General features: G+C 33.5%; 17 protein-coding genes. 10 read left to right on the top strand and 7 right to left on the bottom strand.

Going from position 1 to position 23,439, the window contains the following annotated elements; all coding sequences use genetic code 11:
- Nucleotide 1: 1 nt before the first annotated feature.
- Entirely contained in the window at nucleotides 2–2,776 is a 2,775-nt protein-coding gene (locus BUE10_RS07310; RefSeq protein ID WP_073483736.1) for a 2-oxoglutarate dehydrogenase E1 component, read from the bottom strand.
- Nucleotides 2,777–2,892: 116 nt separating this feature from the next.
- Between BUE10_RS07310 and BUE10_RS07305 the strand changes: the two genes are divergently transcribed.
- Together BUE10_RS07305 and BUE10_RS07300 are read left to right on the top strand one after the other, a co-directional pair.
- A complete protein-coding gene (locus tag BUE10_RS07305; RefSeq protein WP_073483734.1) occupies nucleotides 2,893–3,444 on the top strand; it encodes a hypothetical protein in 552 nt (183 codons plus the stop codon).
- Between the two features lie 72 nt (nucleotides 3,445–3,516).
- On the top strand, nucleotides 3,517–4,005 hold the full coding sequence (locus tag BUE10_RS07300) for a hypothetical protein (protein ID WP_073483732.1): 489 nt from the start codon (nucleotides 3,517–3,519) through the stop codon (nucleotides 4,003–4,005).
- 61 nt (nucleotides 4,006–4,066) lie between these two features.
- Here BUE10_RS07300 and BUE10_RS07295 read toward each other — a convergent pair whose 3' ends face one another.
- Both BUE10_RS07295 and BUE10_RS07290 read right to left on the bottom strand, forming a co-directional pair.
- The gene (locus tag BUE10_RS07295; RefSeq protein WP_053471534.1) at nucleotides 4,067–4,420 is read right to left on the bottom strand and encodes a hypothetical protein; all 354 of its coding nucleotides are present in this window, start codon (nucleotides 4,418–4,420) and stop codon (nucleotides 4,067–4,069) included.
- A gap of 41 nt (nucleotides 4,421–4,461) precedes the next feature.
- Nucleotides 4,462–5,487, bottom strand: coding sequence for a LacI family DNA-binding transcriptional regulator (locus tag BUE10_RS07290; protein ID WP_073483730.1), 1,026 nt, complete (start codon nucleotides 5,485–5,487; stop codon nucleotides 4,462–4,464).
- A gap of 166 nt (nucleotides 5,488–5,653) precedes the next feature.
- Here BUE10_RS07290 and BUE10_RS07285 point away from each other — a divergent pair, with 166 nt between their 5' ends.
- From BUE10_RS07285 to BUE10_RS07275, 3 genes are all read left to right on the top strand, one after another.
- Nucleotides 5,654–8,293 (top strand): TonB-dependent receptor, encoded by a 2,640-nt coding sequence (locus tag BUE10_RS07285; RefSeq protein ID WP_073483728.1) that lies wholly within the window; start codon nucleotides 5,654–5,656, stop codon nucleotides 8,291–8,293.
- Nucleotides 8,294–8,626: 333 nt separating this feature from the next.
- On the top strand, nucleotides 8,627–9,847 hold the full coding sequence (locus BUE10_RS07280; protein ID WP_073483726.1) for an MFS transporter: 1,221 nt from the start codon (nucleotides 8,627–8,629) through the stop codon (nucleotides 9,845–9,847).
- Entirely contained in the window at nucleotides 9,837–11,705 is a 1,869-nt protein-coding gene (locus BUE10_RS07275; protein WP_073483724.1) for an alpha,alpha-trehalase, read from the top strand. Before BUE10_RS07280 ends, BUE10_RS07275 begins: the two co-directional genes overlap by 11 nt.
- 59 nt (nucleotides 11,706–11,764) lie before the next feature.
- Here BUE10_RS07275 and BUE10_RS23985 read toward each other — a convergent pair whose 3' ends face one another.
- Both BUE10_RS23985 and BUE10_RS07270 read right to left on the bottom strand, forming a co-directional pair.
- Nucleotides 11,765–11,935 carry a hypothetical protein gene (locus BUE10_RS23985; protein WP_159439054.1) on the bottom strand — a complete coding sequence of 57 codons (171 nt, stop codon included), beginning with the start codon at nucleotides 11,933–11,935 and terminating at the stop codon, nucleotides 11,765–11,767.
- A gap of 95 nt (nucleotides 11,936–12,030) precedes the next feature.
- On the bottom strand, nucleotides 12,031–13,005 hold the full coding sequence (locus BUE10_RS07270; RefSeq protein ID WP_073484203.1) for a polyprenyl synthetase family protein: 975 nt from the start codon (nucleotides 13,003–13,005) through the stop codon (nucleotides 12,031–12,033).
- 267 nt (nucleotides 13,006–13,272) lie between these two features.
- On the opposite strand from BUE10_RS07270, the gene BUE10_RS07265 reads away from it, so the two are divergent.
- The 5 genes from BUE10_RS07265 (at nucleotide 13,273) to BUE10_RS07245 (ending at nucleotide 20,246) form a co-directional block, all read left to right on the top strand.
- Nucleotides 13,273–13,794 (top strand): YceI family protein, encoded by a 522-nt coding sequence (locus BUE10_RS07265; protein WP_073483722.1) that lies wholly within the window; start codon nucleotides 13,273–13,275, stop codon nucleotides 13,792–13,794.
- Nucleotides 13,795–13,901: 107 nt separating this feature from the next.
- A complete protein-coding gene (locus BUE10_RS07260; protein ID WP_073483720.1) occupies nucleotides 13,902–14,501 on the top strand; it encodes a TetR/AcrR family transcriptional regulator in 600 nt (199 codons plus the stop codon).
- A 31-nt stretch (nucleotides 14,502–14,532) separates the two neighbouring features.
- A complete protein-coding gene (locus BUE10_RS07255) occupies nucleotides 14,533–15,867 on the top strand; it encodes a TolC family protein (protein WP_073483718.1) in 1,335 nt (444 codons plus the stop codon).
- Between the two features lie 9 nt (nucleotides 15,868–15,876).
- Nucleotides 15,877–16,944 carry an efflux RND transporter periplasmic adaptor subunit gene (locus BUE10_RS07250; protein ID WP_073483716.1) on the top strand — a complete coding sequence of 356 codons (1,068 nt, stop codon included), beginning with the start codon at nucleotides 15,877–15,879 and terminating at the stop codon, nucleotides 16,942–16,944.
- A 125-nt stretch (nucleotides 16,945–17,069) separates the two neighbouring features.
- Nucleotides 17,070–20,246 (top strand): efflux RND transporter permease subunit, encoded by a 3,177-nt coding sequence (locus BUE10_RS07245; protein ID WP_073483714.1) that lies wholly within the window; start codon nucleotides 17,070–17,072, stop codon nucleotides 20,244–20,246.
- Between the two features lie 128 nt (nucleotides 20,247–20,374).
- Here BUE10_RS07245 and BUE10_RS07240 read toward each other — a convergent pair whose 3' ends face one another.
- Nucleotides 20,375–20,812, bottom strand: coding sequence for a retropepsin-like aspartic protease (locus tag BUE10_RS07240; RefSeq protein WP_073483712.1), 438 nt, complete (start codon nucleotides 20,810–20,812; stop codon nucleotides 20,375–20,377).
- The gene (locus BUE10_RS07235; RefSeq protein WP_073483710.1) at nucleotides 20,764–23,427 is read right to left on the bottom strand and encodes a CHAT domain-containing protein; all 2,664 of its coding nucleotides are present in this window, start codon (nucleotides 23,425–23,427) and stop codon (nucleotides 20,764–20,766) included. Before BUE10_RS07235 ends, BUE10_RS07240 begins: the two co-directional genes overlap by 49 nt.
- Nucleotides 23,428–23,439 lie beyond the last annotated feature (12 nt).

Raw genomic sequence — 23,439 nt, 5'->3', positions numbered from 1 at the left:
TTTATCTGAATAAATTTTTATCGAATACCATTCTAATTGCATCTGCATGACGACGTTTTGCACGTGTGTAACTTCCAGATGCCGGAGCAGCGTATGCTTTTAATGAAGCTAATCTCCATTTTACAAGATCAAAGTTCATTAACATAAAGCTGTAAGCTCCCATGTTTTTAGGTTCTTCCTGAGCCCAAACATAATCATCAGCGTTTGGATATTTTGCGATAATTGCTTTTAACTGCTCAACTGGTAAAGGGAATAATTGTTCGATACGAACAACTGCAACGTCATTTCTTCCGTTGTTTTCTCTTTCTGCAACGATGTCATAGTAGAATTTACCTGTAACAAAAACTAAAGTTTTTACTTTCTTTTTATCTACTGTATTATCATCAATTGTTTCCTGGAAACTTCCTTTTGCTAATTCTTCAACTGTTGATACGCATCTTGGATCACGTAATAAACTTTTTGGAGAGAAAACTACTAAAGGTTTACGGAAATTAGTTTTCATTTGTCTTCTTAACAAGTGGAAGAAGTTGGCTGGCGTTGTACAATCAGCAACATACATATTTTGTCTTGCACAAAGTTGTAAATAACGCTCCATTCTTGCAGAAGAGTGTTCTGCACCTTGTCCTTCGTATCCGTGAGGCAATAATAAAACAATACCGTTTTGGTTGTTCCATTTGTCTTCACCACATGAAATATATTGGTCAATCATAATTTGCGCTCCGTTTGAGAAATCTCCAAATTGTGCTTCCCAAATTGTTAATGCTTTTGGATTTGCTAATGCATATCCGTAATCAAAACCAAGAACACCGTACTCAGATAAAAGTGAGTTGAATACGCCGAATTTTCCTTTTTTGTTTTCGATTCCGTCTAATAGAATTACTTCCTCTTCAGAATCTTCCACTTTAACTACAGCGTGACGGTGAGAGAAAGTTCCTCTTTCAACATCCTGACCAGAAATACGAACATCAAATCCTTCTGTTAAAAGTGAACCATAAGCTAATGCTTCTGCAGTTCCCCAATCAACAGTATTGTTGTCATATCCTGTTTTTCTATCCGTAACAATTTTAGTTATTTTACTGATGAATTTTTTATCAGCTGGTAAAGTTGAGATTGTATTGATGATAGAATCCAATCCTTTTTTGTCAAAAGTAGTATCTACTTTTTGAAGCATTTGTGTATCAGTTACCTGAACAAATCCATCCCATTCGTTTTTCATGAATGGAGTTATGATTGTCAAATCTTTTTTACGAGAAGCTTCTAAGTTTTCCTCTAAAGCAGATTTGTATTCTTTTTCTAAAGCATTTACATAAGATGCATCGATTACGCCGTCTGACAATAATTTTTCAGCATAAATATCTCTTGGATTTTTATGTTTTGCGATGATTTTATATAAAACCGGCTGTGTGAAACGAGGTTCATCACCTTCGTTATGGCCATATTTTCTATATCCTAATAAATCGATAAATACGTCACGTCCAAACTGCATTCTGTAATCTAATGCAAAAGATACTGCGTGTACAACTGCTTCTGCATCATCAGCATTAACGTGTAATACTGGAGATAAAGTTACTTTAGCAACGTCTGTACAATAAGTTGATGAACGAGCGTCTAAATAGTTAGTTGTAAAACCAACCTGATTGTTAATTACAATGTGGATTGTTCCTCCAGTTTTGTAGCCGTCAAGCTGCGCCATCTGAATAATTTCATATAAAATACCCTGACCTGCAATTGCAGCATCTCCGTGTACGGCGATTGGCAATACTTTAGAGAAATCTTCTGGGAAATATTTATCTTGTTTTGCTCTTGTAATCCCTTCAATTACAGCTCCAACCGTTTCTAAGTGAGAAGGGTTTGGTGCTAAATTGATGTTGATGCTTTTTCCAGATCTTGTTTTTTTGTCGGCAGTAAGACCTAAGTGGTATTTTACGTCACCATCAAAATATTCCTGATCGTAATCTTTACCGTCAAACTCACCAAAAATATCCTGAGTAGATTTATTAAAGATGTTTGCCAAAACGTTCAAACGACCACGGTGAGCCATTCCCATTACGAATTGTTCAACACCTTTTTCTGCAGCCTGCTCGATCAAAGCATCTAAAGCTGGAATAATAGATTCTCCACCTTCTAGTGAAAAACGTTTTTGTCCAACATATTTAGTATGAAGGAAGTTCTCGAAAGAAACAGCTTCGTTTAATTTATTTAAGATTGTTTTCTTTTCTTCTGTAGAGAAATTTGGCTGGTTCACATTAATTGCCAGTTTTTCCTGAATCCATTTTACAACGCCAGGATTTCTGATGTACATATACTCAATACCAATATGCTGGCAGTAAATAGCTTTAAGACGATTTACGATAGCTTCTAATGAAGAAGGCGGGATTCCGATTGTCTGCGCAGCATCAAAAACAGTTGGAAGGTCAGCAGCTGATAATCCGAAATTCTCAATATCTAAAGTAGGAGAAGAAGTTCTACGGTCACGAACAGGGTTTGTTTTTGTAAACAAGTGTCCGCGCGTACGGTATCCATCAATTAATTTTAAAACATTAAATTCTTTTTGCAGTTTGTCTGAAACCTGACTGTAATCTGTGTTTGGGCTAGTCACATACTCAACAATTGTCTGCACTGGATTTTCGTCATTATAAGTCGTTTGTCCAAAGTCAAAACCTTGAAAAAAACTTCTCCAGCTTGGCTCAACGCTGTCTGGGTTAACTAAATATTGATCGTATAATTGTGCAAAGAACTCGGTATGCGCTGCATTTAAAAATGAAAACCTATCCATAATATTAGTGAATATACTTTTTGTTAAATAGAAAGGCAAAAGTACAACAATCGACTTTATTTAAACCTTTTTTTTACGTACTTTTACGTAAAAATTTGTTAAAATAAACGTTAACTATGACGAAAAAACATTTTTCAATCGATTGCAGATCTTTTTTTGTGATTTTGACAGTCTTATTCTCATGTTACGCAAATGCGCAGCAAACGTATGTTATTGATAACAAAAACCATTTCTGGGATAAAGTACAGTTTGGAGGCGGACTCGGTTTAGGAATTGGTTCCGGTTATACCGATATTTCTGTAATGCCAAGCGCTATTTACAATGTTAACGAAATTGTTTCCTTTGGTCTTGGTTTACAATTTGGTTACTTATCTTCAAAAAACTATTATGAATCGTATGTTTATGGTGGAAGTTTAATTACGCTTGTAAACCCAATTCCGGAAGTTCAATTATCTGCCGAATTAGAGCAAGTAAGAGTAGATACAAGATATGAAGCCAACATCAACAGACCGGCTTTTTCTGATAGTTATTGGAATACCGCCTTGTATCTTGGAGCTGGTTACAGAACCGGAAATGTGACAATTGGCGCTCGCTACGATGTTTTATATGATCCAGATAAAAGTCTTTATGGATCTGGATTTATGCCTTTTGTGAGGGTTTATTTTTAAAAGTTGCTAAGGTTCTAAGATGCTGAGAATCTAAGTTTTTTAAGTAAAATAACTATGTTTATTCCAATCATAATGATTTCAAGTTTACTCTTTCTGCTAATTTTTGGCACGAAATCTTTAAACAAAACTCGAGAACAGCAATATGAATTTTTAATTGAAAACATTAAAGGTGAAGTAGATTTCTATTGTGAACAGGTTAGAACTTTTAATTTTACAATAGGATTAAGAAATACTAATTTCTTATTTAATCACTGTGATTTATATGTGACAAAAAATGCAATTATAATATTGGGATTTAAGAAAGATAGCTTTTTTAAGCAACTTTCTTTTCCGATAATTTTAACTCGTGATATTGATTATTTTCTGAATAAATTTCCTTTTGCTTATGTTAAAAAGCCTGACAAAATTAATTTTAACAATGGTATGGTAAAAATTAATTTTGGTGAAAAAGGAATTACCAAAACGGATGTAGTTCTTAAATTAAAATCGTTAGATGAGAATGAAAGAAATAAAATTAAAGAGTTAGCAATAAACAACAACTGGAATATAAATTCTATTTAGAAAAAAAGTTTTCGTGATCAAAAAAACCTCAAAACCTTAGAATCTCAGCAACTTAGAACCTCTATTTATAGTGATTACGAAACCAAACCTTCTGCCATTCTCTTTTTAAGATTAAAAAAGCAACTTGTTCAGCTAAAATCACCAAATCTGATCCATCAAGTTTTTTGATTTCGATTTCAGAAACATCAATAATATAAAGCAGGTTCAAATATTCAGCAAATTTGTACTGAATCATTCGGTAGATTTTTTCGTGAAGCTGGATTTTTAATTCTTCGGGAGAAATACTAAGCGGAAAATCAATTCCTTCATTGGCCAGATTAAAATCTTTATTGATTTGCTCAATCAGACTTAAATATAAATTTTCTCTTTCGGCATCAGCCAATAAAAAATCGGTATTTTCAGGAATTGGAAACATTGATGCTTTTTAAGAATTGAGGCAAAGTTAAAACTAAAAAATCATTTAACCGTTGATTCTCTTTCAATGATTCTGGTTGGAAGTTCTATAATTTGATGCGTTACCGGTTTGTGTTCTTTTATATCGGCAATTTCATCAATTAAAATAGAAACTGCTGTGTGTCCCATTTCAAATCCGGGCTGATCAATTGTCGTTAATTTAGGAGAAATAACGGTACTCATAAACCAATTACTAAAGCCAAAAACCGCCACCTGATCCGGCGTTTTTATTCCCGCTTCATTAAAATATTTAATAATCCCGATAGCGACTAAATCCGTAATCGCAAAAATGGCATCGATATCCGGATGTTCGGTCATGATTTTTTGGGCATTTTCGTAGCCGTCTTCAAAATCTGTATTGTTGTCACAAACATAAACCAATTTTGAATCGTACTCGATTCCGTGAGCTTCGAGCGCGCGTTTATAACCTAAAAAACGATCAATAGAATTTTGGGGAACATATGAACCTCTAAAATGTGCAATTTTTTTATAGCCTTTATTAATAAGATATGTAACAGCATCATAAGCAGCTTTTGCATCATTAATAACCACTTTAGAACACTCTACTCTTTTGGCAATTTTATCAAACAAAACAACAGGCGTATTTTTTCGGATTGCTTCATTAATATGAGAGAAATCATCTGTTTCGTTCGAAAGTGACATTAAAACGCCGTCAACCCGCTTTTGAATCAATAAAGCAAGCTGTTTTTTCTCCATTTCATATTTTTCGTTTGATTGCAGAATGATAACCAAATAACCTCTTTTTTCAGCTTCTTCTAAAATTCCGTTTAATACGCTCGAAAAAAAGTGATGAACCGTTGCAGGGATAATGACACCAATGGTTTTGGTTTCGTTGGTTCTTAAATTAACCGCTACAGAATTAGGCATATAGTTCATCGTTTCGGCCATTTCGATAACTTTGGCGCGCGTCGATTTACTAATGTCTGTATATCCTTTTAATGCCTTTGAAACCGTTGTGACTGATATTCCTAAGGCCGAGGCTATATCTATTAATTTTGTATCATTCATGAAATAAATGTACTAAAAAATAAACTTCATTGATAAAAAATATATTTCCGAAAACGTTTTAGGTGATTTCGAAAACGTTTTCGATTTAGAATTGCTAAATTGTGTTTAATTAGTGTTTTAAGTTTACAGTATAAATGAAAAATTTACTAACTAAACCAAAAAAATCATGAAACAGAAACATTCTTATTTAGGTATATTATTTTTGATAATGTGCCTAATTATTGTTCCAAATAATTTATTTGCCCAGGCAAAAAATACGGTGTCTGGAAAAGTATTAGACGAAACCGGACAATCTATTCCGGGAGCAAATGTATCTTTAAAAGACACGGGAAAAAATACGATAACAGATGAAAACGGACGTTATGTTTTTACGGATGTTATTGCCGGAAATTATGTTGTAGAAGCAACAAATGTGGGTTACAAAACATACAGTAAAGAAATTTCGGTAAAAGAAGGAGAATCTGTAGTGGCAGATTTACTTTTAGAAACCGAATCTCAAAGTTTGAAAGAAGTAGTAGTAACAGGTTCATCTGCCCCAAGATCTAAACTTGAATCGAGCGTTGCCATTACCACAATGGGAGCAAAAGCAATCGAAGACAGAGCGCCATCAAGTACAGCAGCTTTATTGCAGACAATTCCAGGATTTGTGGTTGAAGCATCTGGAGGAGAAATTGGAAATAACCTTTTTGCAAGAGGTATTCCTTCTGCGGGAGCGTATGAATATGTGCAGATTCAGGAAGATGGTTTGCCAGTTTTTGAAGATGGTGCATTGCAATTTGCAAACGCAGATACATTTTATAGACTTGATGAAACAGTAAGCAAAATGGAAGCTGTTCGTGGAGGTTCTGCTTCAATTTTTGCCAACAATGCTCCAGGGGGAATCATCAACTTTATTTCTAAAACGGGTCAAAATGATTTTCAGGGAAGAGCAAAATTCACCACTTCAGATTATGGAATGTTCAGAACTGACCTTAATTTGTCTGGCGCTTTAATTCAGGATAAGTTATTTTTTAATGTCGGCGGATTTTACAGAGCGGATAATGGAGTAAGAAATACTGGTTTTACAGCTAATAAAGGAGGACAAATCAAAGGAAATATTACTTATAAATTTGATGACAACGATTATTTAAGAGTTAACTTCAAACATCTTGACGACAGAAATACATTCTATTTACCAATTCCTTTAAAAAGCAATAACGGAAAAATTGAAGGTATCGACGGATTTAATCCAAATTATGGAACGTTGACTTCGGTAAATTTCAGTCATTTAAATGTTCCTCAATATGGAGGCGGAACTTTTAGCGCAGATTTAGAAGATGGTTCACATCCTGTAATCAACTCAATTGGAGCTGAATTCAAGAAGAAAATTTCAGATAAGGTCACTTTCAAAAATGCCTTTAAACAAACGAGCATCGATTTAAATTACAATGCTATTTTCCCTAATGGCGGACCTTGGACACAAGATGCTTATGCAACAAGCGTTCAAAACACAACAGCTAGTAATCTGACATATAGTTATGTAGATAATGGAGCTACTCTTGATCCAAATGCTTTAATTATGAGAGCAGACCTTTGGCATATTGAAAAGAAAATGAACAATTTTGCGAATAATTTCTCTTTTTCTTTTGACTTAGATCCGGTGAAATTAACAGCAGGTTACTACTATTCTAACTGGAAATCAAATCAATACTGGAACTGGAATTCCTATTTAGTAGGCGTTTCAGACAATCCAAGATTATTAAATGTAAAAGATAATACAACCGGAGTTGACCATACTTGGAATGGAGTTGAAAGAATTACTTGGTTAGAAAGAGATGCGCAAACAAAAGGTTTGTTGAATGATATTTATGCTGACGCAGAAATTAAAGCGACAGATAATTTGACTTTTAACGCAGGTTTAAGATACAACAAAGACAAATATTCTGGATACAGAGACAACGCTAGATTTTTCTCTGAAGACTTAGGAATTCTGGACAACAATACGGCTGATGACGCAGTAACAACTGTAAAAGGAAATCCGTATACATACTGGAGATATGATGTAAGCGAATGGTCGTATACTGCCGCTGGAAACTACAAATTCAACGACAATATGGCTTCATACGTTCGTTACAGCCATGGATTTAGATCTCCAATTGAAGAATCATTTTATGACAATGCAGCCGATTTAAGCAAATTGGAAAATACAGAAGTAAATCAGTTTGAATTAGGTTATAAATATTCAAGTTCATTCTTCTCTGTAAATGCGAATTTATTTCACATGAATTTGAAAAACGTTGCTTTCACGGATATTTTATCTGATGGATCTTCAGAAAATAAATTTGCCGACGTAAACAACATTGGTCTTGAAGTAGAAACTAATGCGAGATACGAATTTGTAAAACTGAACTTTACTTTTACTGTTCAAAAACCCGAGTACGATAACTTTACAGGAACAAATGCTGACGGTTCTACTTTTGATTTCAACGGAAATACCGCACGAAGAATCCCTAAATTTTTCTGTAACCTAAGACCAGAAGTTGATATTACAAAAGATTTTACAGCTTACGTTCAGTTCTCTTATTACGATAAAAAATTCACAAATCAGGATAACAAACAAGTTTTACCGGCTTATAAAGAAGTGGGAGCAGGTTTAAATTACACGTATAAAAACCTTCGTTTTGCAGTCGATGCTTCGAATTTATTTAACGAAATTGGTTTAACAGAAGGAGATCCAAGACAAACAACATCTGCAGCAAGCGATGTGTTCATGGCAAGACCTATTTTAGGACGTGCATTTAGATTTTCTGTAGCGGTTAATTTCTAAACCTAATATATGCAAAGTTACTGTAGAGGCGCACAGCAGTGCGTCTCCGCACAGTAACCACAAAACATAAATTGTAGTGTGTAAAAAATATTAAACACATAGAAACATAGATTTTATTGTTTTAAAAAAGAGCAAAAAAGAAACTAGTTTCCACACATAGTTTATGTTAATTAATGCAAGTGAAAACGCCTTTTTTAGCGTATAGTAAACTATGTTTCTATGTATTAAAATGGTTATTATGTAGTAACTGTAGAGGCGCACAGCAGTGCGTCTCCACACAGTAACCACAAAGAAATATAATGCTGAAATTGCAAAACAAATGACACCTAAAAAATGAAAAACATAGGAATTAAAATCTCACTTTACCTCAATTATTTTGTCTTCGCCATTTTATTAAACAGCGTAGGAATTGTGATTTTAAAATCGCAGAGAAATTACGGAGTCGATGAAGTTCAGGCGAGTATTTTAGAGGCTTTTAAAGACATGCCAATTGCTATTGTATCTTTTTTTATAGCTTCTTTTTTACCAAGAATTGGCTATAGAAAAGCGATGTTAATAGGATTGGGTTTAGTGACTTTAGCCTGTATTTCTATGTATTTTGGAAACTCATTTGACAATGCTAAAATACTTTTTGCAACCGTTGGAGTTTCATTTGCCCTGATAAAAGTTTCCGTTTATTCGTTAATAGGAACCGTAACCGAAACCAAAAAAGAACACAACGCTTTAATGAGCAGTATTGAAGGATTTTTTATGGTGGGAATTGCGCTGGCTTATTTTTTATTTCCGGCTTTTAATAACGAAAATGATCCCAATTCATGGTTAAACGTTTACTGGTTATTAGCGGGATTATCGTTTGTTTCCTTTCTGTTTTTACTCTTTATAAAATTTGAAGAAACCGAAGTCGCAGCAGGAGCAAACCTTAAAGATGATTTTTTGCAGATGTTCAAATTAATGGCAAAACTGCTGACGGTTATTTTTGTGATCAGCGTATTTCTATTTGTAATGATCGAGCAGGGAATACTTTCGTGGCTGCCAACATTTAATACAAAAGTGCTTCATCTGCCGGAAAATATCAGCATTATGATGGCCAGTATTTTGGCAATTTCACTAGCAATAGGAAGGCTAATTGCCGGAATCGTGACCAAAAAAGTAAACTGGATTTATGTTTTAAGTGTCTGTATTATTTCAGCCATGTTAATTGTTGTTTTTGTACTTCCAAAAACGGTTGGATTAGAAGTAAAAAATGTCGAGACACTCTCAGATATTCCCTTAATTGGATTTGCTTTTCCTCTAATCGGCTTATTTATTGCGCCTATTTATCCGTTATTAAATTCAATTGTATTAAGTGCTTTACCAAAGAATTTACAAAGTTCTATGACTGGATTAATCGTGATTTTTTCTGCTCTTGGCGGGACATTAGGATCCAGAATAACAGGCTGGCTTTTTAAAAATGAAGGACCGGAAAAAGCTTTTTATTTCACCTTAATTCCAATGACTTTATTACTGATCTCATTTTTTATTCTTAAAAAAATAACTGCAAAAGATGAAATTTAAATTACATATAACCCAAACCATCGAAAAATTATTGGCTCAGGAAGATACTGACGGCGATAAAAAAATTACGATTGATGATAACGGTCCAAAGAAATTTTTGCTGTACGATCAAGACAGAAATCCGGCACTTATTAAAGGAACTTATCAGCTTTCGAATTTATTGCAGGAATTGGCTTTAGCTAAAAAAAACAATACTGAATTTGCAATAATCGATTTAAATGAAATTACCGAAGATCCTGTAAAACGTATTTCAAGAAAAATAAAAGACTTGTATTGGAAGGGCCTTACCAGAACAATTGATGCAACAGGCGTGAAGAAAATTCTGGAAGATGATAAAATCGAAAATGAATTTGCCTATTTATATGTGCCTTTTGGCGACGAAATTGTTTTTGATTATTTCAAGAAATTAGAAGCCACAACTCCAAAATTAAAAGTGGTACAATTGCCTAAAAACATTTCACCGGAATATGTTTTATCGCTGAACAAAAAACCGGGAATTCTGGCTTTGGTACTTCAAATAAAAAACAATGAAATTTCGGGAGTTCCGTTTGTGGTTCCTGGCGGAAGATTCAACGAAATGTACGGCTGGGACAGTTATTTTATTGCCAAAGGACTTTTGATTGATGATAAAATTGACCTTGCTTTGGGCATTGCCGAGAACTTTAAATATCAAATAGATCATTACGGAAAAATTCTAAACGCCAACCGCAGTTATTATTTAACCCGCACGCAGCCTCCGCTTTATACATCGCTTATTATGGATGTTTTAGAAAAGTCAAATCCGGATATTTTTTGGATTGAAAGACATTTAAAAACCGCTATAAAAGAATATCTAACGGTTTGGATGGAAGAAGGAAAACGACTTACAGCAAATGGTTTAAACCGCTATAAAGCAGAAGGAATTGGACTTCCGTTTGAAGTTGAAGAAGGGCATTTTGATGATATTCTGGAACAATATGCGCCAAAATATAATCTTTCAACACGTGAATTTGAAAAGAAATATCTTGAAAGAGAAATCGTCGATCCTGAACTCGATAAATATTTCACACACGATCGCAGCATGCGCGAAAGTGGACACGATACCACACATCGATTGGTTGGGGTATGCGCGAATTTAAATACTGTAGCGATTAATAGTTTACTTTATAAATACGAAACGGATATTGCGTTTTTGATTAAGAAATATTTTAAAAACGAATTTCAATATTTTGAAGATAAATCTTTTTCAAGCGATTATTGGATTTTAAAATCATCTGAGAGAAGAGAAAAAATAAACAAATTGTTATGGAATCCTGAAAACGGAATTTATTTCGATTATGATTTTGTAAACGAAAAACAGCATATTTTTGGCGCTGCAACCACTTTTTATCCGCTTTGGGCAAAAATAAGCACGCAGGAACAAGCCGATATTTTGGTGAAAAAGACACTTCCAAAGTTTAAAATGAAAGGCGGAATTGCCGGAAGTACCAAAGAATCAATTGCCGGTTTTGATGATAATTCGCCAACAAGACAATGGGATTATCCGTTTGGCTGGGCACCGCATCAAATGCTTTTGTGGGAAGGTCTGCTGAATTATAATTTTAATGAAGAAGCGCAGGAAATGGTTTATCGCTGGCTTTGGCTGATTACGAGAAACGCGGTTGATTACAACGGAACCATTCCGGAAAAATTTGATTTATCGATAAGCTCACATAAAATTTTCGCAGAATACGGAAACGTAGGAACGGAATTTAATTACATAACCGAAGAAGGTTTTGGATGGATGAACGCATCATATCAATTTGGTTTAACTATTTTAGAAGATGATTTAAAACAAAAATTATCGGATTTAGTTGATCCTGATGATTTGTTTTCATAAGCCTTCTCCCGAAGCCTCGCGATCGCTCAGGATGACACTCCGTTCTATAATAACGTTTGTCAGGCTGAGCGAAGTCGAAGCCCCCTAGATGTAGAAAATAACAAACCCGACAGGTTTTTAAAACCTGTCGGGTTTACTATATGTAGTTTTTCGCCACGAATTACACGAATTACACGAATTACACGAATTACACGAATTACACGAATTACACGAATTACACGAATTTTCACTAATTTAATTATGATGGATAATTCGTGGAAATTTGTGTAATTCGTGGCAAAGAAAAAAAATCTATATAATCTTTTTAATCTGTGGCAAAAAAAAATTAAACCTTTCTTCCCATTAAATTCTCGCCAAAAGTTCTCAAAATATCTTTCTTCTCAGCGTTAATATCCATTTTTTCTAAAGTTTCAAAAGCCTTAAAAGTATACATTTCAATCGCTTCCTGAGTCGCTTTTGAAGCTCCAGATTCGTTAAAAATAGCTTTTGCAGTTTCTATTTTTTCTGAATTATCTTCTAATTGTAAACTGAATAATTTCTGTAATTCTGAAGCTTTTTCAGGAGAAGAAAATTCTAAAGCTTTAAGATATAAATAGGTTTTTTTATTTTCGATAATATCGCCGCCAACCTGTTTTCCAAAAGTTTCAGGATCTCCAAAAGCATCTAAATAATCATCCTGAAGTTGGAATGCCAGCCCTAAGTTTAATCCGAAGTCATAGATTAAGTCGCCGTCTTTTTCTGAAGATTTGGCAACAATTGCCCCCATTTTCATGGCAGCCGCAACCAGAACCGCAGTTTTATATTCAATCATTTTTAGATATTCCGGAATCGTAACATCTTTTCGTGTTTCAAAATCAACATCCCATTGCTGTCCTTCACAAACTTCAAGAGCCGTTTTGCTAAAAAGTTTTGCTAAATCTCTAAAAACAGCCGGTTCGTATTGTTCAAAATATTGATAGGCCAGAATTAACATTGCGTCTCCGGAAAGAATCCCGGTGTTTAAATTCCATTTTTCATGAACCGTAACCTGTCCTCTTCGCAAAGGCGCATCATCCATAATATCATCATGAACAAGCGAAAAATTATGAAAAACTTCAACCGCCATTGCCGCCGGAAGCGCCACTTTATAATCAGTATTAAAAACCTCAGCAGCCATTAAAGTAAGTACCGGGCGCATCCGTTTTCCGCCAAGTCCTAAAATATATTCAATAGGTTCGTAAAGATTTGCGGGTTCTTTATCTATGTCTTGTTTACTTAAATATTCAATAAAAAAATCCTGGTACTGACTAATATCGTGCATAAAATGAAATTCTGATTTACGAAGTCCAAAGATACGATTCATAATGAATTATTCCTTTCTTAAAATTAAAAGATAGTTTCCACTTAAAATTGCCATTAAATCAACTAAATCTTAAGAAGTTAAAATTATTTTAAAAAAAACTTGGAAACTTTTTTGGTGTTTAGAGTTTCCTTTCTATATTTGCGCCATCAAATGGAAACTTAGAACACTAAAAAAGTTTCCGTGAAGAGTTTGAAAAATTTATAAACTCATTAAAATTAGGTATTTATGAAAACAACATGGACTATAGATTCTACTCAATCAGATGTTTTAATCAAAATGAGACATTCTATAATTGCTTATTTAGGAGGAACGACAAATAAATTTGACGGTTATGTGAATATTGAAGACAATGAAATTGAAGATGCATCGGTTGAATTTTCATTGGATATTAATAATAAAAAAGAAAGCTTTCAGCAAATCGATACAAATTTGCAGCTTCAGGATTTCTTTGATGTAGATGAGCATCCAATAATTAGTTTTAAATCGACTTCATTTCAAAAGATAAACAACAATATCAATTTCTTTAAAGGCGATTTAACAATAAAAGATGTAACGAGAGTTGTAGAACTTGATGCAGAATTTATTGGTATCAACACTTACAACGGAGAAAAAAAGGTTGCTTTTGAAATTAAAGGAGATATCAAACGTCAGGATTTTGGACTGGACTATAATTCTTTTCATCATAATGGAGGTTTAGCCCTTGGAAAAGATATTAAGCTGATAGCCAATCTGGAATTTAGTATATAATCTTACTTAATGAATAATTTAATGTAAAATTATTACAAATACAACGGAAACTATTTTTTAGGTTTTAGTTCCCTATTTATATTTGTAATACAATTGGAAAAATTAAAATGAAAGAGAAAATTATATCAAAAGCAAGTGAGTTGTTTTTAAAACTTGGTTTTAAGAGTGTTACAATGGATGACATTGCCGGTGAGATGTGTATCTCAAAAAAAACGATCTATAAATATTTTTGTAATAAAGAAGTTTTGATCGAAGAGAGTACCTCGGCAGTTCACAGACAAGTACACGAAGTTATCGATACCATTGTCGCTAAAAATTACAACGCAATTCATGAGAATTTTGAGATTAGAGAAATGTTTCGCGATATGTTTAAAAACAGTACCGATACCTCTCCTTTATACCAGTTAAAAAAGCATTACCCTGAAATTTATCACAATGTAATGACTCACGAAATAGAGCAGTGCAACCATTATTTTAGAGATAATATTTTAAAAGGCATTCGTGAAGATTTATATCGATCAAACATAAATATAGATATATATGTGAAATTTTATTACACCTTGATTTTTCACATTAACGAAACTACCGTTTCTGAAAGAGAAGCACAAAAAATAGAATTAGAAGCTTTGGAATATCACACTAGAGCAATGGCAACAGAAAAAGGTATAATTGAACTAGAAAAACAACTTGAAAAAATTAAAGAATAATCATCAATCTATAAATAATATTTAATTACATATGAAACGAATAGTTCTTATATTTTTGTGCACAATTGGTCTGTCGGCCAACGCACAAGTAACAACTTTAACCTTAAAAGATGCGGTTAACTACGCGCTTCAAAATAAAGCCGATGCTAAAAAAGCAAAACTTGAGGTTGAAAACAGCGAATACAAAATTCAGGAAGTGCGTTCAAGAGCGTTACCACAAATTTCTGCAAACGGAAATTTAACCTATAACCCCGTAATTCAAACAACAGTAATTGATGGTGCAGGATTTGGCGCACCGGGAACTACAATCCAGGCAGCATTTGGTCAAAAATGGACATCGACTGCAGGGGTTTCTTTAACTCAGGCAATCTTCGATCAATCTGTTTTTACAGGATTAAGAGCGGCAAAATCTACTCGTGAGTTTTATCAAATAAACGATCAGTTAACAGAAGAACAAGTTATTGAAAGAGTTGCAAATAACTATTATTCTGTTTATGTACAAAAAGAAAGATTGGTTTTGTTAGACAGCAACTACGTAAACACAACAAAAGTTCGTGATATCGTAAAAGGGCAGTTTGATAACGGTTTAGCTAAAAAAATCGACTTAGATCGTATCATTGTAAAAATGTCAAATATTGATACTGAGCGCCAGCAGATTAAAAACCAGATTACTTTGCAGGAAAATGCATTGAAGTTTTATATGGGAATGCCTATTGAAACTGTAATCGATATGCCAAAAGAAGAATTTGAAGTTGTTCCTGCAGCATTAACAGAACAGCCAAATATTGAAAACAGAACAGAATACCTGCTTTTGAAAAAACAAGAAGAGCTTTTAGTGTATAATAAGAAAGCAGTTGAAGCGGCATACTATCCTACGCTTTCATTAACTGCAGGCTACAATTATATTGGTCAGGGTCCTGAAATGCCTTGGTTTGCAAAACCGTCTAAAGGAGTTTACTGGTCAGATTACTCTGCAATTGGATTAAATTTACACGTACCAATCTTTACAGGTTTTGGAACCCGTGCAAAAGTAAGACAAGCAGATGTTCAAATCAGATCACTTCAGGAAGATATCAAAGACACTAAACTTTCTCTTGATTTAGACTACAGAAACGCAATGGCTCAAATTGAGAATAATCTTGTAACAATCGAAAATCAAAAAGAAAACATGCGTTTGGCAACTGAAATTCTTAGCAATACAAGAAACAATTACCTTCAGGGATTAGCATCTTTAACCGATTTATTAGATGCAGAAAATGCATCACTTGAAGCTCAAAATAATTATACAAGAGCAGTTTTAAATTATAAAATTGCCGAAATATCTCTAATCAAATCAAAAGGCGAACTTAAATCTCTTATTAAATAACTAATTACAATGAAGAAAACTATTATAACAATCGTAATCATAATCGCAGCACTAGGTGTGATGGGATATGTCTTAAATAATAATAAGAAAGAAAATAAAGCAAAAACGGATATTGTTGCTGAAAAAAATGCAGCAGTTTCAGTAAAAATATCTCCGGTAAAAACAGAAGAAGTTTCATTAGATTTCGTTGCAAACGGAAACTTTCAGCCAATTCAGGAATTGACTTTTTCTGCAGAAAAATCTGGAAAAGTAATCAGTGTTTTAGCTAAAGAAGGTGACTATGTAAGAATAGGGCAGACATTATTAACAATGAGAGGAGATGTTATTAATGTAAGTGCACAACAAGCTCAGGCATCTTATCAAAATGCAAAATCTGATTACAGCAGATACGAAAATGCTTTTAAAACAGGCGGTGTTACTAAACAACAACTAGATCAGGCAAAATTAGCTTTGACAAATGCAGAATCTGAATTGAAACAAGCAAATATCAATGTAGGAGATACTAAAGTAAAAGCTCCAATTAATGGATTCATCAACAAAAAATATATTGAGCCGGGATCTATTTTAACAGGAATGCCAGCTACAGCTTTATTTGATATCGTAAACGTTTCTAAATTAAAATTAGTAGTTACAGTAAACGAAAATCAAGTTGCAAGTTTAAAAGTAGGTAACCATATTAATGTAACGGCTAGTGTTTATCCTGATAAATCTTTTTCTGGAAAAATTACTTTTATCGCAGCAAAAGCTGATGAATCTTTAAACTTTCCGGTTGAAATTGAAATTACAAATAACTCAAACAACGACCTAAAAGCGGGTATGTACGGAACTGCAAATTTTGCATCAAACCAACAAAAACAAAACTTGATGGTTGTACCTAGAAATGCATTCGTAGGAAGTGTAAGCAGTAACGAGATTTTTGTTGCTGAAAATGGTGTTGCCAAATTAAGAAAAGTTACTGCGGGAAGAATTTTGGGTGATAGAGTAGAGATTATCAAAGGATTATCTGATGGAGAAAAAGTAATTGTTACAGGTCAGATTAACTTACAAGACGGAAATACAGTAGAAATTATTAAGTAAGCTTTAAGCTGTAGGCAATAAGCTTTTTAAAAAGCCTAAAACTTACAGCCAAGCCTTAAATAAAATAACGAATTAAACCTTAAAGCTTAAAGCCTACAGCCTAAAGCCTATAGCATTAAAAAAATATGAAATTAGCCGAAATATCCATAAAACGTCCGTCGTTAGTAATTGTATTGTTTACAATTCTGACACTTGGTGGATTGTTCAGCTACAGCCAATTAGGCTATGAGCTGATCCCGAAATTTGAACAAAACGTTATTACAATTTCTACTGTTTATCCCGGAGCATCTCCGAGTGAGGTAGAAAATACTGTGACCAAGAAAATTGAAGATGCGATCGCATCCTTAGAAAATGTCAAGAAAATTGATTCAAAATCGTACGAAAGTTTGTCTATCGTTTCGATTACATTGACATCGAATGCAAAAGTCGATTTTTCTTTGAATGATGCGCAGCGTAAAATTAATGCGATTATTAGTGATTTGCCAGATGATGCTGATCCGCCATCGTTAACTAAATTCTCTTTGAGTGATTTGCCGATTATGACAATTGGTGCCAACGGAAAAATGGATGAAGCAGCATTTTATGACTTAATTGATAAAAAAATTGCGCCAATTTTATCTCGTGTACAAGGTGTGGCCCAGGTAAATATTATTGGTGGTTCTGAACGTGAAATTCAGGTAAATCTTGACGCTGTAAAAATGCAGGGTTATGGGTTATCTATTCCGCAGGTACAGCAAAATATTTTGAGTTCAAACTTAGATTTCCCAACAGGAAACATTCAAACTCGGGATCAAAAAATATTAATTCGTTTAGCGGGTAAATATAAAAGTGTTGACGAATTAAGAAACTTAGTAGTTTCATCTCAAAACGGAATTCAAATTCGTTTAAGTGATATTGCAGATGTTCAGGATACACAGAAAATTGCTGAAAAAATATCGCGTGTAGATCAAAAAAGTGCGATTGTTTTACAAATCGTTAAACAATCTGATGCAAATGCGGTAGCGGTAAGTGAGCATTTATTAAAAACAATTGCAACTTTAGAAAATGATTATAAAGTAAATCAGTTAAAATTAGAAGTAGCAAAAGATAGTACAATCTTTACTCTTGAAGCGGCAGATTCTGTAGTACACGATTTATTGATTGCGGTAATTCTGGTAGCATTTGTAATGTTGTTCTTCCTGCATAGTATTAGAAACTCATTGATTGTAATGGTTTCGATTCCGGCATCGTTAATTGCGACTTTCATCGGAATTTATTTAATGGGATATACTTTAAACTTAATGAGTTTATTAGGATTATCTCTTGTTGTAGGTATTCTGGTCGATGATGCGATTGTGGTTTTGGAGAATATTTATCGACATATGGAAATGGGTAAAAGTCGAATCCGTGCGTCTTATGATGGTACAGCAGAAATTGGAGGTACTGTAACTTCGATTACTTTAGTAATTGTTGTAGTATTCTTGCCAATCGCAATGAGTTCTGGATTGGTTTCTGATATTATTACGCAATTCTGTGTTACCGTTATTATTTCAACAATGTTGTCACTTTTGGCTTCCTTTACAATTATTCCTTGGTTGTCATCTCGTTTTGGAAAATTAGAGCATATTGAAGGAAAGAATTTATTTGGAAGAATCATTCTTGGTTTCGAAAGTTATTTAACTCGTTTTACAGACTGGGTTTCTCATTTATTGACTTGGTGTTTAGATCATTATATTAAAACTCTTGTTGTAGTACTTGTATTATTCTTTGGGTCTACAATAGGATTAATGGGTGGAGGTTTCATTGGAGGAGAGTTCTTCGCATCTTCTGATAGTGGAGAGTTCTTAGTTCAAATCGAAATGCCAAAAGATGCTTCGTTAGAGCAGACAAACTTCATGACTCAAAAAGCCGAAGCATTCTTGAAATCTCAAGAATATGTTCACAGTCAAATTACAACTGTTGGACAAACCAGTGAAGGTTTTGGAGCGTCGCAGGCAACTGCTTACAAAGCAGAGATTGACGTAAAAATGATCGAACAAAAAGATCGTACGGATGATGCGAATGTTTATGCAGCAAAAATCAAACGTAAACTTGAAAAAGTATTAGTTGGAGCAAAAGTAAAAACAGTTCCGGTTGGTATTTTAGGAACTGCGGAAGATGCTACATTAGGATTAATCGTAACAGGTCCTTCAACGGAAAGTGCAATGGCATTTGCTAAATTAGCAGAAGCAGAATTACGTACGATTCCTGGAACAACTGAGATCAAATTAACTGTTGAAGACGGAAACCCTGAGATTAACGTAAAAGTAGACCGTGATAAAATGGCTGCTTTAGGACTAACACTTCAAACAGTTGGTTTAACCATGCAGACTGCTTTTAGTGGAAATACAGATGGTAAATACAGAGCTGGTGAATACGAATATGATATCAACATTAGATATAATGCATTTGATAGAAAAAGTATCACTGACGTAAGTAACTTGATTTTCATTAATGCAACTGGACAACAAATTAAATTGTCTCAATTTGCGGACATTACAGAAGGTTCTGGACCTAGCCAGTTAGAACGAAGAGACAAATCAGCTTCGGTAACTGTAAAAGGGCAAAACGTTGGGGTTCCATCAGGAACAATTGTAACGCAATGGCAGGCAAAATTAGATAAACTGAAAAAACCAGCTGGAGTAAACTACATCTGGGGTGGTGACCAAGAGAATCAATCTGAAGGATTTGGTACTTTAGGAATCGCTTTATTAGCCGCTATTATTTTGGTTTACCTTGTAATGGTGAGTTTGTATGACAGTTTCGTGCATCCATTCGTTGTATTATTTGCTATCCCGCTTTCGTTTATTGGAGCGATGCTGGCCTTGGCATTAACAAACAACTCATTAAATATCTTTACAATTTTAGGTATTATCATGTTGATTGGTCTGGTGTGTAAGAACGCGATCATGCTTGTCGATTATACGAACCAAAGAAGAGCAGCAGGAGAATCTATCAGAACAGCTTTAATTCAGGCAAATCACGCCCGTTTACGTCCAATTTTGATGACAACAATTGCGATGGTATTTGGTATGTTCCCAATTGCATTAGCATCTGGAGCAGGAGCTGAATGGAAAAACGGTTTGGCTTGGGTAATTATCGGAGGATTAATTTCTTCTTTATTCCTAACCTTGATTGTGGTTCCTGTTATATATAATATCATGGAGAAAATTATTCATAAATTCTCTAAAGGAGAAAAAATCGATTATGAAGCTGAAATGGTTGCAGATTATGTGCATGCCGAATTAAGCGAAGACGGTTTTAATCCTAAACATACCCATTAATTTTTGATTTAATTTTAGACGAAAAAATCCCAGATTCTGAAAGGAGTTTGGGATTTTTTAATTTTAGATTTATGAGTTTAGATTTTAGATTCCAATTGGAATTTGGAATTTAAAAAATTGAAATTTCCTTATTTAAGGTACAAATAATGATTAAAATAATCAATAATCGCCTTTCCTTCAAGTAAAACATCTGCACCAATAATACCGTGAACAGGTTTTGCTTTGTACGATTGTAAAGCCTCATTTACATGCGAAAGATCAAAAATTACGATAGTGAAACCTTTGTTTTTCCAGCTTCCTAATTGTAAAGTATTCTGCGAAGAAATCTGTGTTGACATCCCCGTTCCGCCGGCTCCGGAAGCTTTTGTTTTGGATTTTTTTGCAGATAAATCAAAACGTTCGATGCTTTCAAAACCAATGCAGGTGTTTGATGCGCCCGTATCTAAAATGAAACTTCCCGAAACGCCGTTTATTTTTGCTTTTATAGAAAGATGCTGTGTTTTAGTAACCTTGAATTTTATTTTTTTATAATTCTCTTTTTTGAGAATCTCGTGAAGATTTTCCATTTACGATATTGATTGAATATCAAAAATAAACCAATTACAATCAAAAAGCTAATTACATAATAGATATAATTTCCGGATTTTTCTTCTGCCGAAATCGAGCCATAATACACAAATGAACTCCAATAATAAGGCGATTTCTTCGCATTAGGAATCGATTTATCGTTTAAATATTCCAATTTGGCATTTGAATTTGCTTCAAAATAAGAAACATCATTCTTGACATTTTTATAAAAATCAGACATAAAAACGGAAGTAGTAAAATCGTTTACTTTCCATAAAGAAAACAATAAATTCTGCGCGCCTGCAAACTGAAAACCTCTTGCAATGCTCATGGGGCCTTCGCCTTTATATAATTTCCCAATTCCGGTTTCGCAGGCACTTAAAACCACTAAATCAGGATTTATATGCAGATTATACAATTCAGAATATAAGATTTCCTGATCGTAAAATTTAATACTCGCAGGAGTTTCAATATCGCCCGATGAAGCGTGCGTACTCAAATGAAGGATAGAATAATTGGGAGCATTATTTTTAAAATTAGAAAAACTTGCATCCGAATTTTCTAAATATTTCCCTTTAAAATTACTTCGAATCGATTCTAATTCTTTCTTGGAATAACTCAATTCAAAAGCCGTTTTTTCGAAAACCGGAAAAACTCCTAAAACCGTTTTCTTTGATTTTGAAATAGGTTTTGAATTTAGATAAATATTGGCTGAGGTATTATAAGCAATTTTGAAATCGTTCAATAAATAATGCATTTTAGCAAAATTAGTTGTTTTTGATTCTTGTGTAATTAATGCCTCGAAAGGAAGAAAATTTAAAATTCCGTCAGGAACAATTATTAGATTTTTATACACCTTGTTTAGAGGTAATTTCAGCATTTTATAAACAGCACAACCATTTTTATTATACCCGGAAATGTTGTTAAGAATAGTATTGGAGTTATTAAAATAATCAATAAACGCTCCAATTTGCGGAATCGCAGTATCAGTTATATAAATGTGGTTTAGATAGATTTGTTTATTCTTCAAGGTGAAATAATATAGAATTTCAGAACCCATAAAATAGTAAACCATTACCGCTTTATCATTTTCTAATTGTGATAAAAGAGATTTTATATTACAATTTTCAGGGATATAATTTGGATTTTCAGCTTGAATCTTCTTCAAAGAAATCATCAATTCGTTTTGTTTTTTTATAAAACGATTTATTTCTAAAATGTTTGCAGAATCTCCTTTTTGCTGTTCCTTTAAAATAGCATTATTTAAGTTTTGAAGTTCTTGTAAAAGCTGTTTTTCTTTTGCGGAAGCGTTTTTAATATTCGAACGATAATGTTGCAAAATCCCCGATTTGGACCTTTCAGCAAGTTGAAAAGCTTCTTCCAGATACTTAATATTGTTCTCTTTTTGATACAATAGATCATAAATTGAAATGCATTTTTCGGTACGATTACGAGAACGCAATTGTGAAATGATTTTTGAGTTTTCGTAAAATACAACATTCATCAATATATCTTCAATTTGAAAGGAAAGATGAAAAGCTTTAAGCGCTTTTTTTGACTGATTTTGTCGAATAAAAATTTCTGCTTGTAAATCGAGTGCATCAATTAAAACCGTCTCGGCGTACAATTCATTTTCATTTGGCAAATTATTTTTTGATTTGTAATTCGGAATTAAAATTTCAAAAATCGAATTAATTTGTTTAGAACATTCATCGTATTTATGTTCGGCAAAAAGCAATAAAGCTTTTTCATAATACAATTTTGCCATTTTTCTTGGCTGAATATCCGGTGTTTCTAAAAACAATTTCTCGGCTTTTTTCAAATAAGAATTAGCAGTTTCATATCGTTGCCATTGTCTGTTCATCGAAGCTAAATTTCGATAAGCATTAGATAAATTTTCCGATTGATTTTTTTCGTTTTGTAGATATTTAATAGAAGATTGAAACGCACTTTCGATATCTGGGGGTGATTTCACAATCCATACCATCTTTTGAGAATCTAATAAATAATTATTCCCCAAATTATTCCATAAAATTCCCTTTTGCAAATTCGATAATTTCTCTGTTTTTAGAGTATTTTCTAAAACTTCAATTGCCGAAGAAATTTTCCCTGAACTCTGATAAACATTTGATAAATTCAAAATTGCAGCAAACTTTTGCTTTTGCGCGTCAGGATAATTTTTAGAAGTATTTACAATAAAAAAATATTGCTTTATGGTGTTTTCGGCACTGTCATAATCGCCCAAAACGGTATATAAATTTCCCAAAGGTTTTAAGCAGAATTCAATAATATCGTAATTGTTGAGTTTCTGTTTTTGGTAAATCTGCCACGCTTTTTCATAACTTGAAATCGCATTTTGAGTCTGCCCAAACTGATTTTCGTAATACGCCTTATTGCAGTTTAAAACCACGATTGCTAAAAATTCGTCTTTGGTTTTAGGCTTGGGATTTCTCCAAAAATAAGCTTCTGCGGCGTTTAAATTTTGTAACGCTTTCGCGGAAGGATGAGCAACAAAACTATCAACAGCATTATATATTTTATCTTCCTGATTCTGACCGAAAACATTCAGAGTTAGGAAAAGAAAGATTAAACCATATAAGTTATATAAGTTCATATTAATTTTGAT

Source organism: Flavobacterium sp. CF108, from assembly GCF_900129795.1.
Classification (GTDB): domain Bacteria; phylum Bacteroidota; class Bacteroidia; order Flavobacteriales; family Flavobacteriaceae; genus Flavobacterium.
The sequence above is the reverse complement of the archived record's forward strand: the minus strand, read 5'-3'. Positions and strand labels throughout refer to the sequence as shown.

Excerpts from the sequence above, each read along its gene's own strand:
- BUE10_RS07310 (WP_073483736.1), bottom strand. The coding sequence starts at position 2,776 with ATGGATAGGTTTTCATTTTTAAATGCAGCGCATACCGAGTTCTTTGCA.
- BUE10_RS07305 (WP_073483734.1), top strand. The coding sequence starts at position 2,893 with ATGACGAAAAAACATTTTTCAATCGATTGCAGATCTTTTTTTGTGATT.
- BUE10_RS07300 (WP_073483732.1), top strand. The coding sequence starts at position 3,517 with ATGATTTCAAGTTTACTCTTTCTGCTAATTTTTGGCACGAAATCTTTA.
- BUE10_RS07295 (WP_053471534.1), bottom strand. The coding sequence starts at position 4,420 with ATGTTTCCAATTCCTGAAAATACCGATTTTTTATTGGCTGATGCCGAA.
- BUE10_RS07290 (WP_073483730.1), bottom strand. The coding sequence starts at position 5,487 with ATGAATGATACAAAATTAATAGATATAGCCTCGGCCTTAGGAATATCA.
- BUE10_RS07285 (WP_073483728.1), top strand. The coding sequence starts at position 5,654 with ATGAAACAGAAACATTCTTATTTAGGTATATTATTTTTGATAATGTGC.
- BUE10_RS07280 (WP_073483726.1), top strand. The coding sequence starts at position 8,627 with ATGAAAAACATAGGAATTAAAATCTCACTTTACCTCAATTATTTTGTC.
- BUE10_RS07275 (WP_073483724.1), top strand. The coding sequence starts at position 9,837 with ATGAAATTTAAATTACATATAACCCAAACCATCGAAAAATTATTGGCT.
- BUE10_RS07270 (WP_073484203.1), bottom strand. The coding sequence starts at position 13,005 with ATGCACGATATTAGTCAGTACCAGGATTTTTTTATTGAATATTTAAGT.
- BUE10_RS07265 (WP_073483722.1), top strand. The coding sequence starts at position 13,273 with ATGAAAACAACATGGACTATAGATTCTACTCAATCAGATGTTTTAATC.
- BUE10_RS07260 (WP_073483720.1), top strand. The coding sequence starts at position 13,902 with ATGAAAGAGAAAATTATATCAAAAGCAAGTGAGTTGTTTTTAAAACTT.
- BUE10_RS07255 (WP_073483718.1), top strand. The coding sequence starts at position 14,533 with ATGAAACGAATAGTTCTTATATTTTTGTGCACAATTGGTCTGTCGGCC.
- BUE10_RS07250 (WP_073483716.1), top strand. The coding sequence starts at position 15,877 with ATGAAGAAAACTATTATAACAATCGTAATCATAATCGCAGCACTAGGT.
- BUE10_RS07245 (WP_073483714.1), top strand. The coding sequence starts at position 17,070 with ATGAAATTAGCCGAAATATCCATAAAACGTCCGTCGTTAGTAATTGTA.
- BUE10_RS07240 (WP_073483712.1), bottom strand. The coding sequence starts at position 20,812 with ATGGAAAATCTTCACGAGATTCTCAAAAAAGAGAATTATAAAAAAATA.
- BUE10_RS07235 (WP_073483710.1), bottom strand. The coding sequence starts at position 23,427 with ATGAACTTATATAACTTATATGGTTTAATCTTTCTTTTCCTAACTCTG.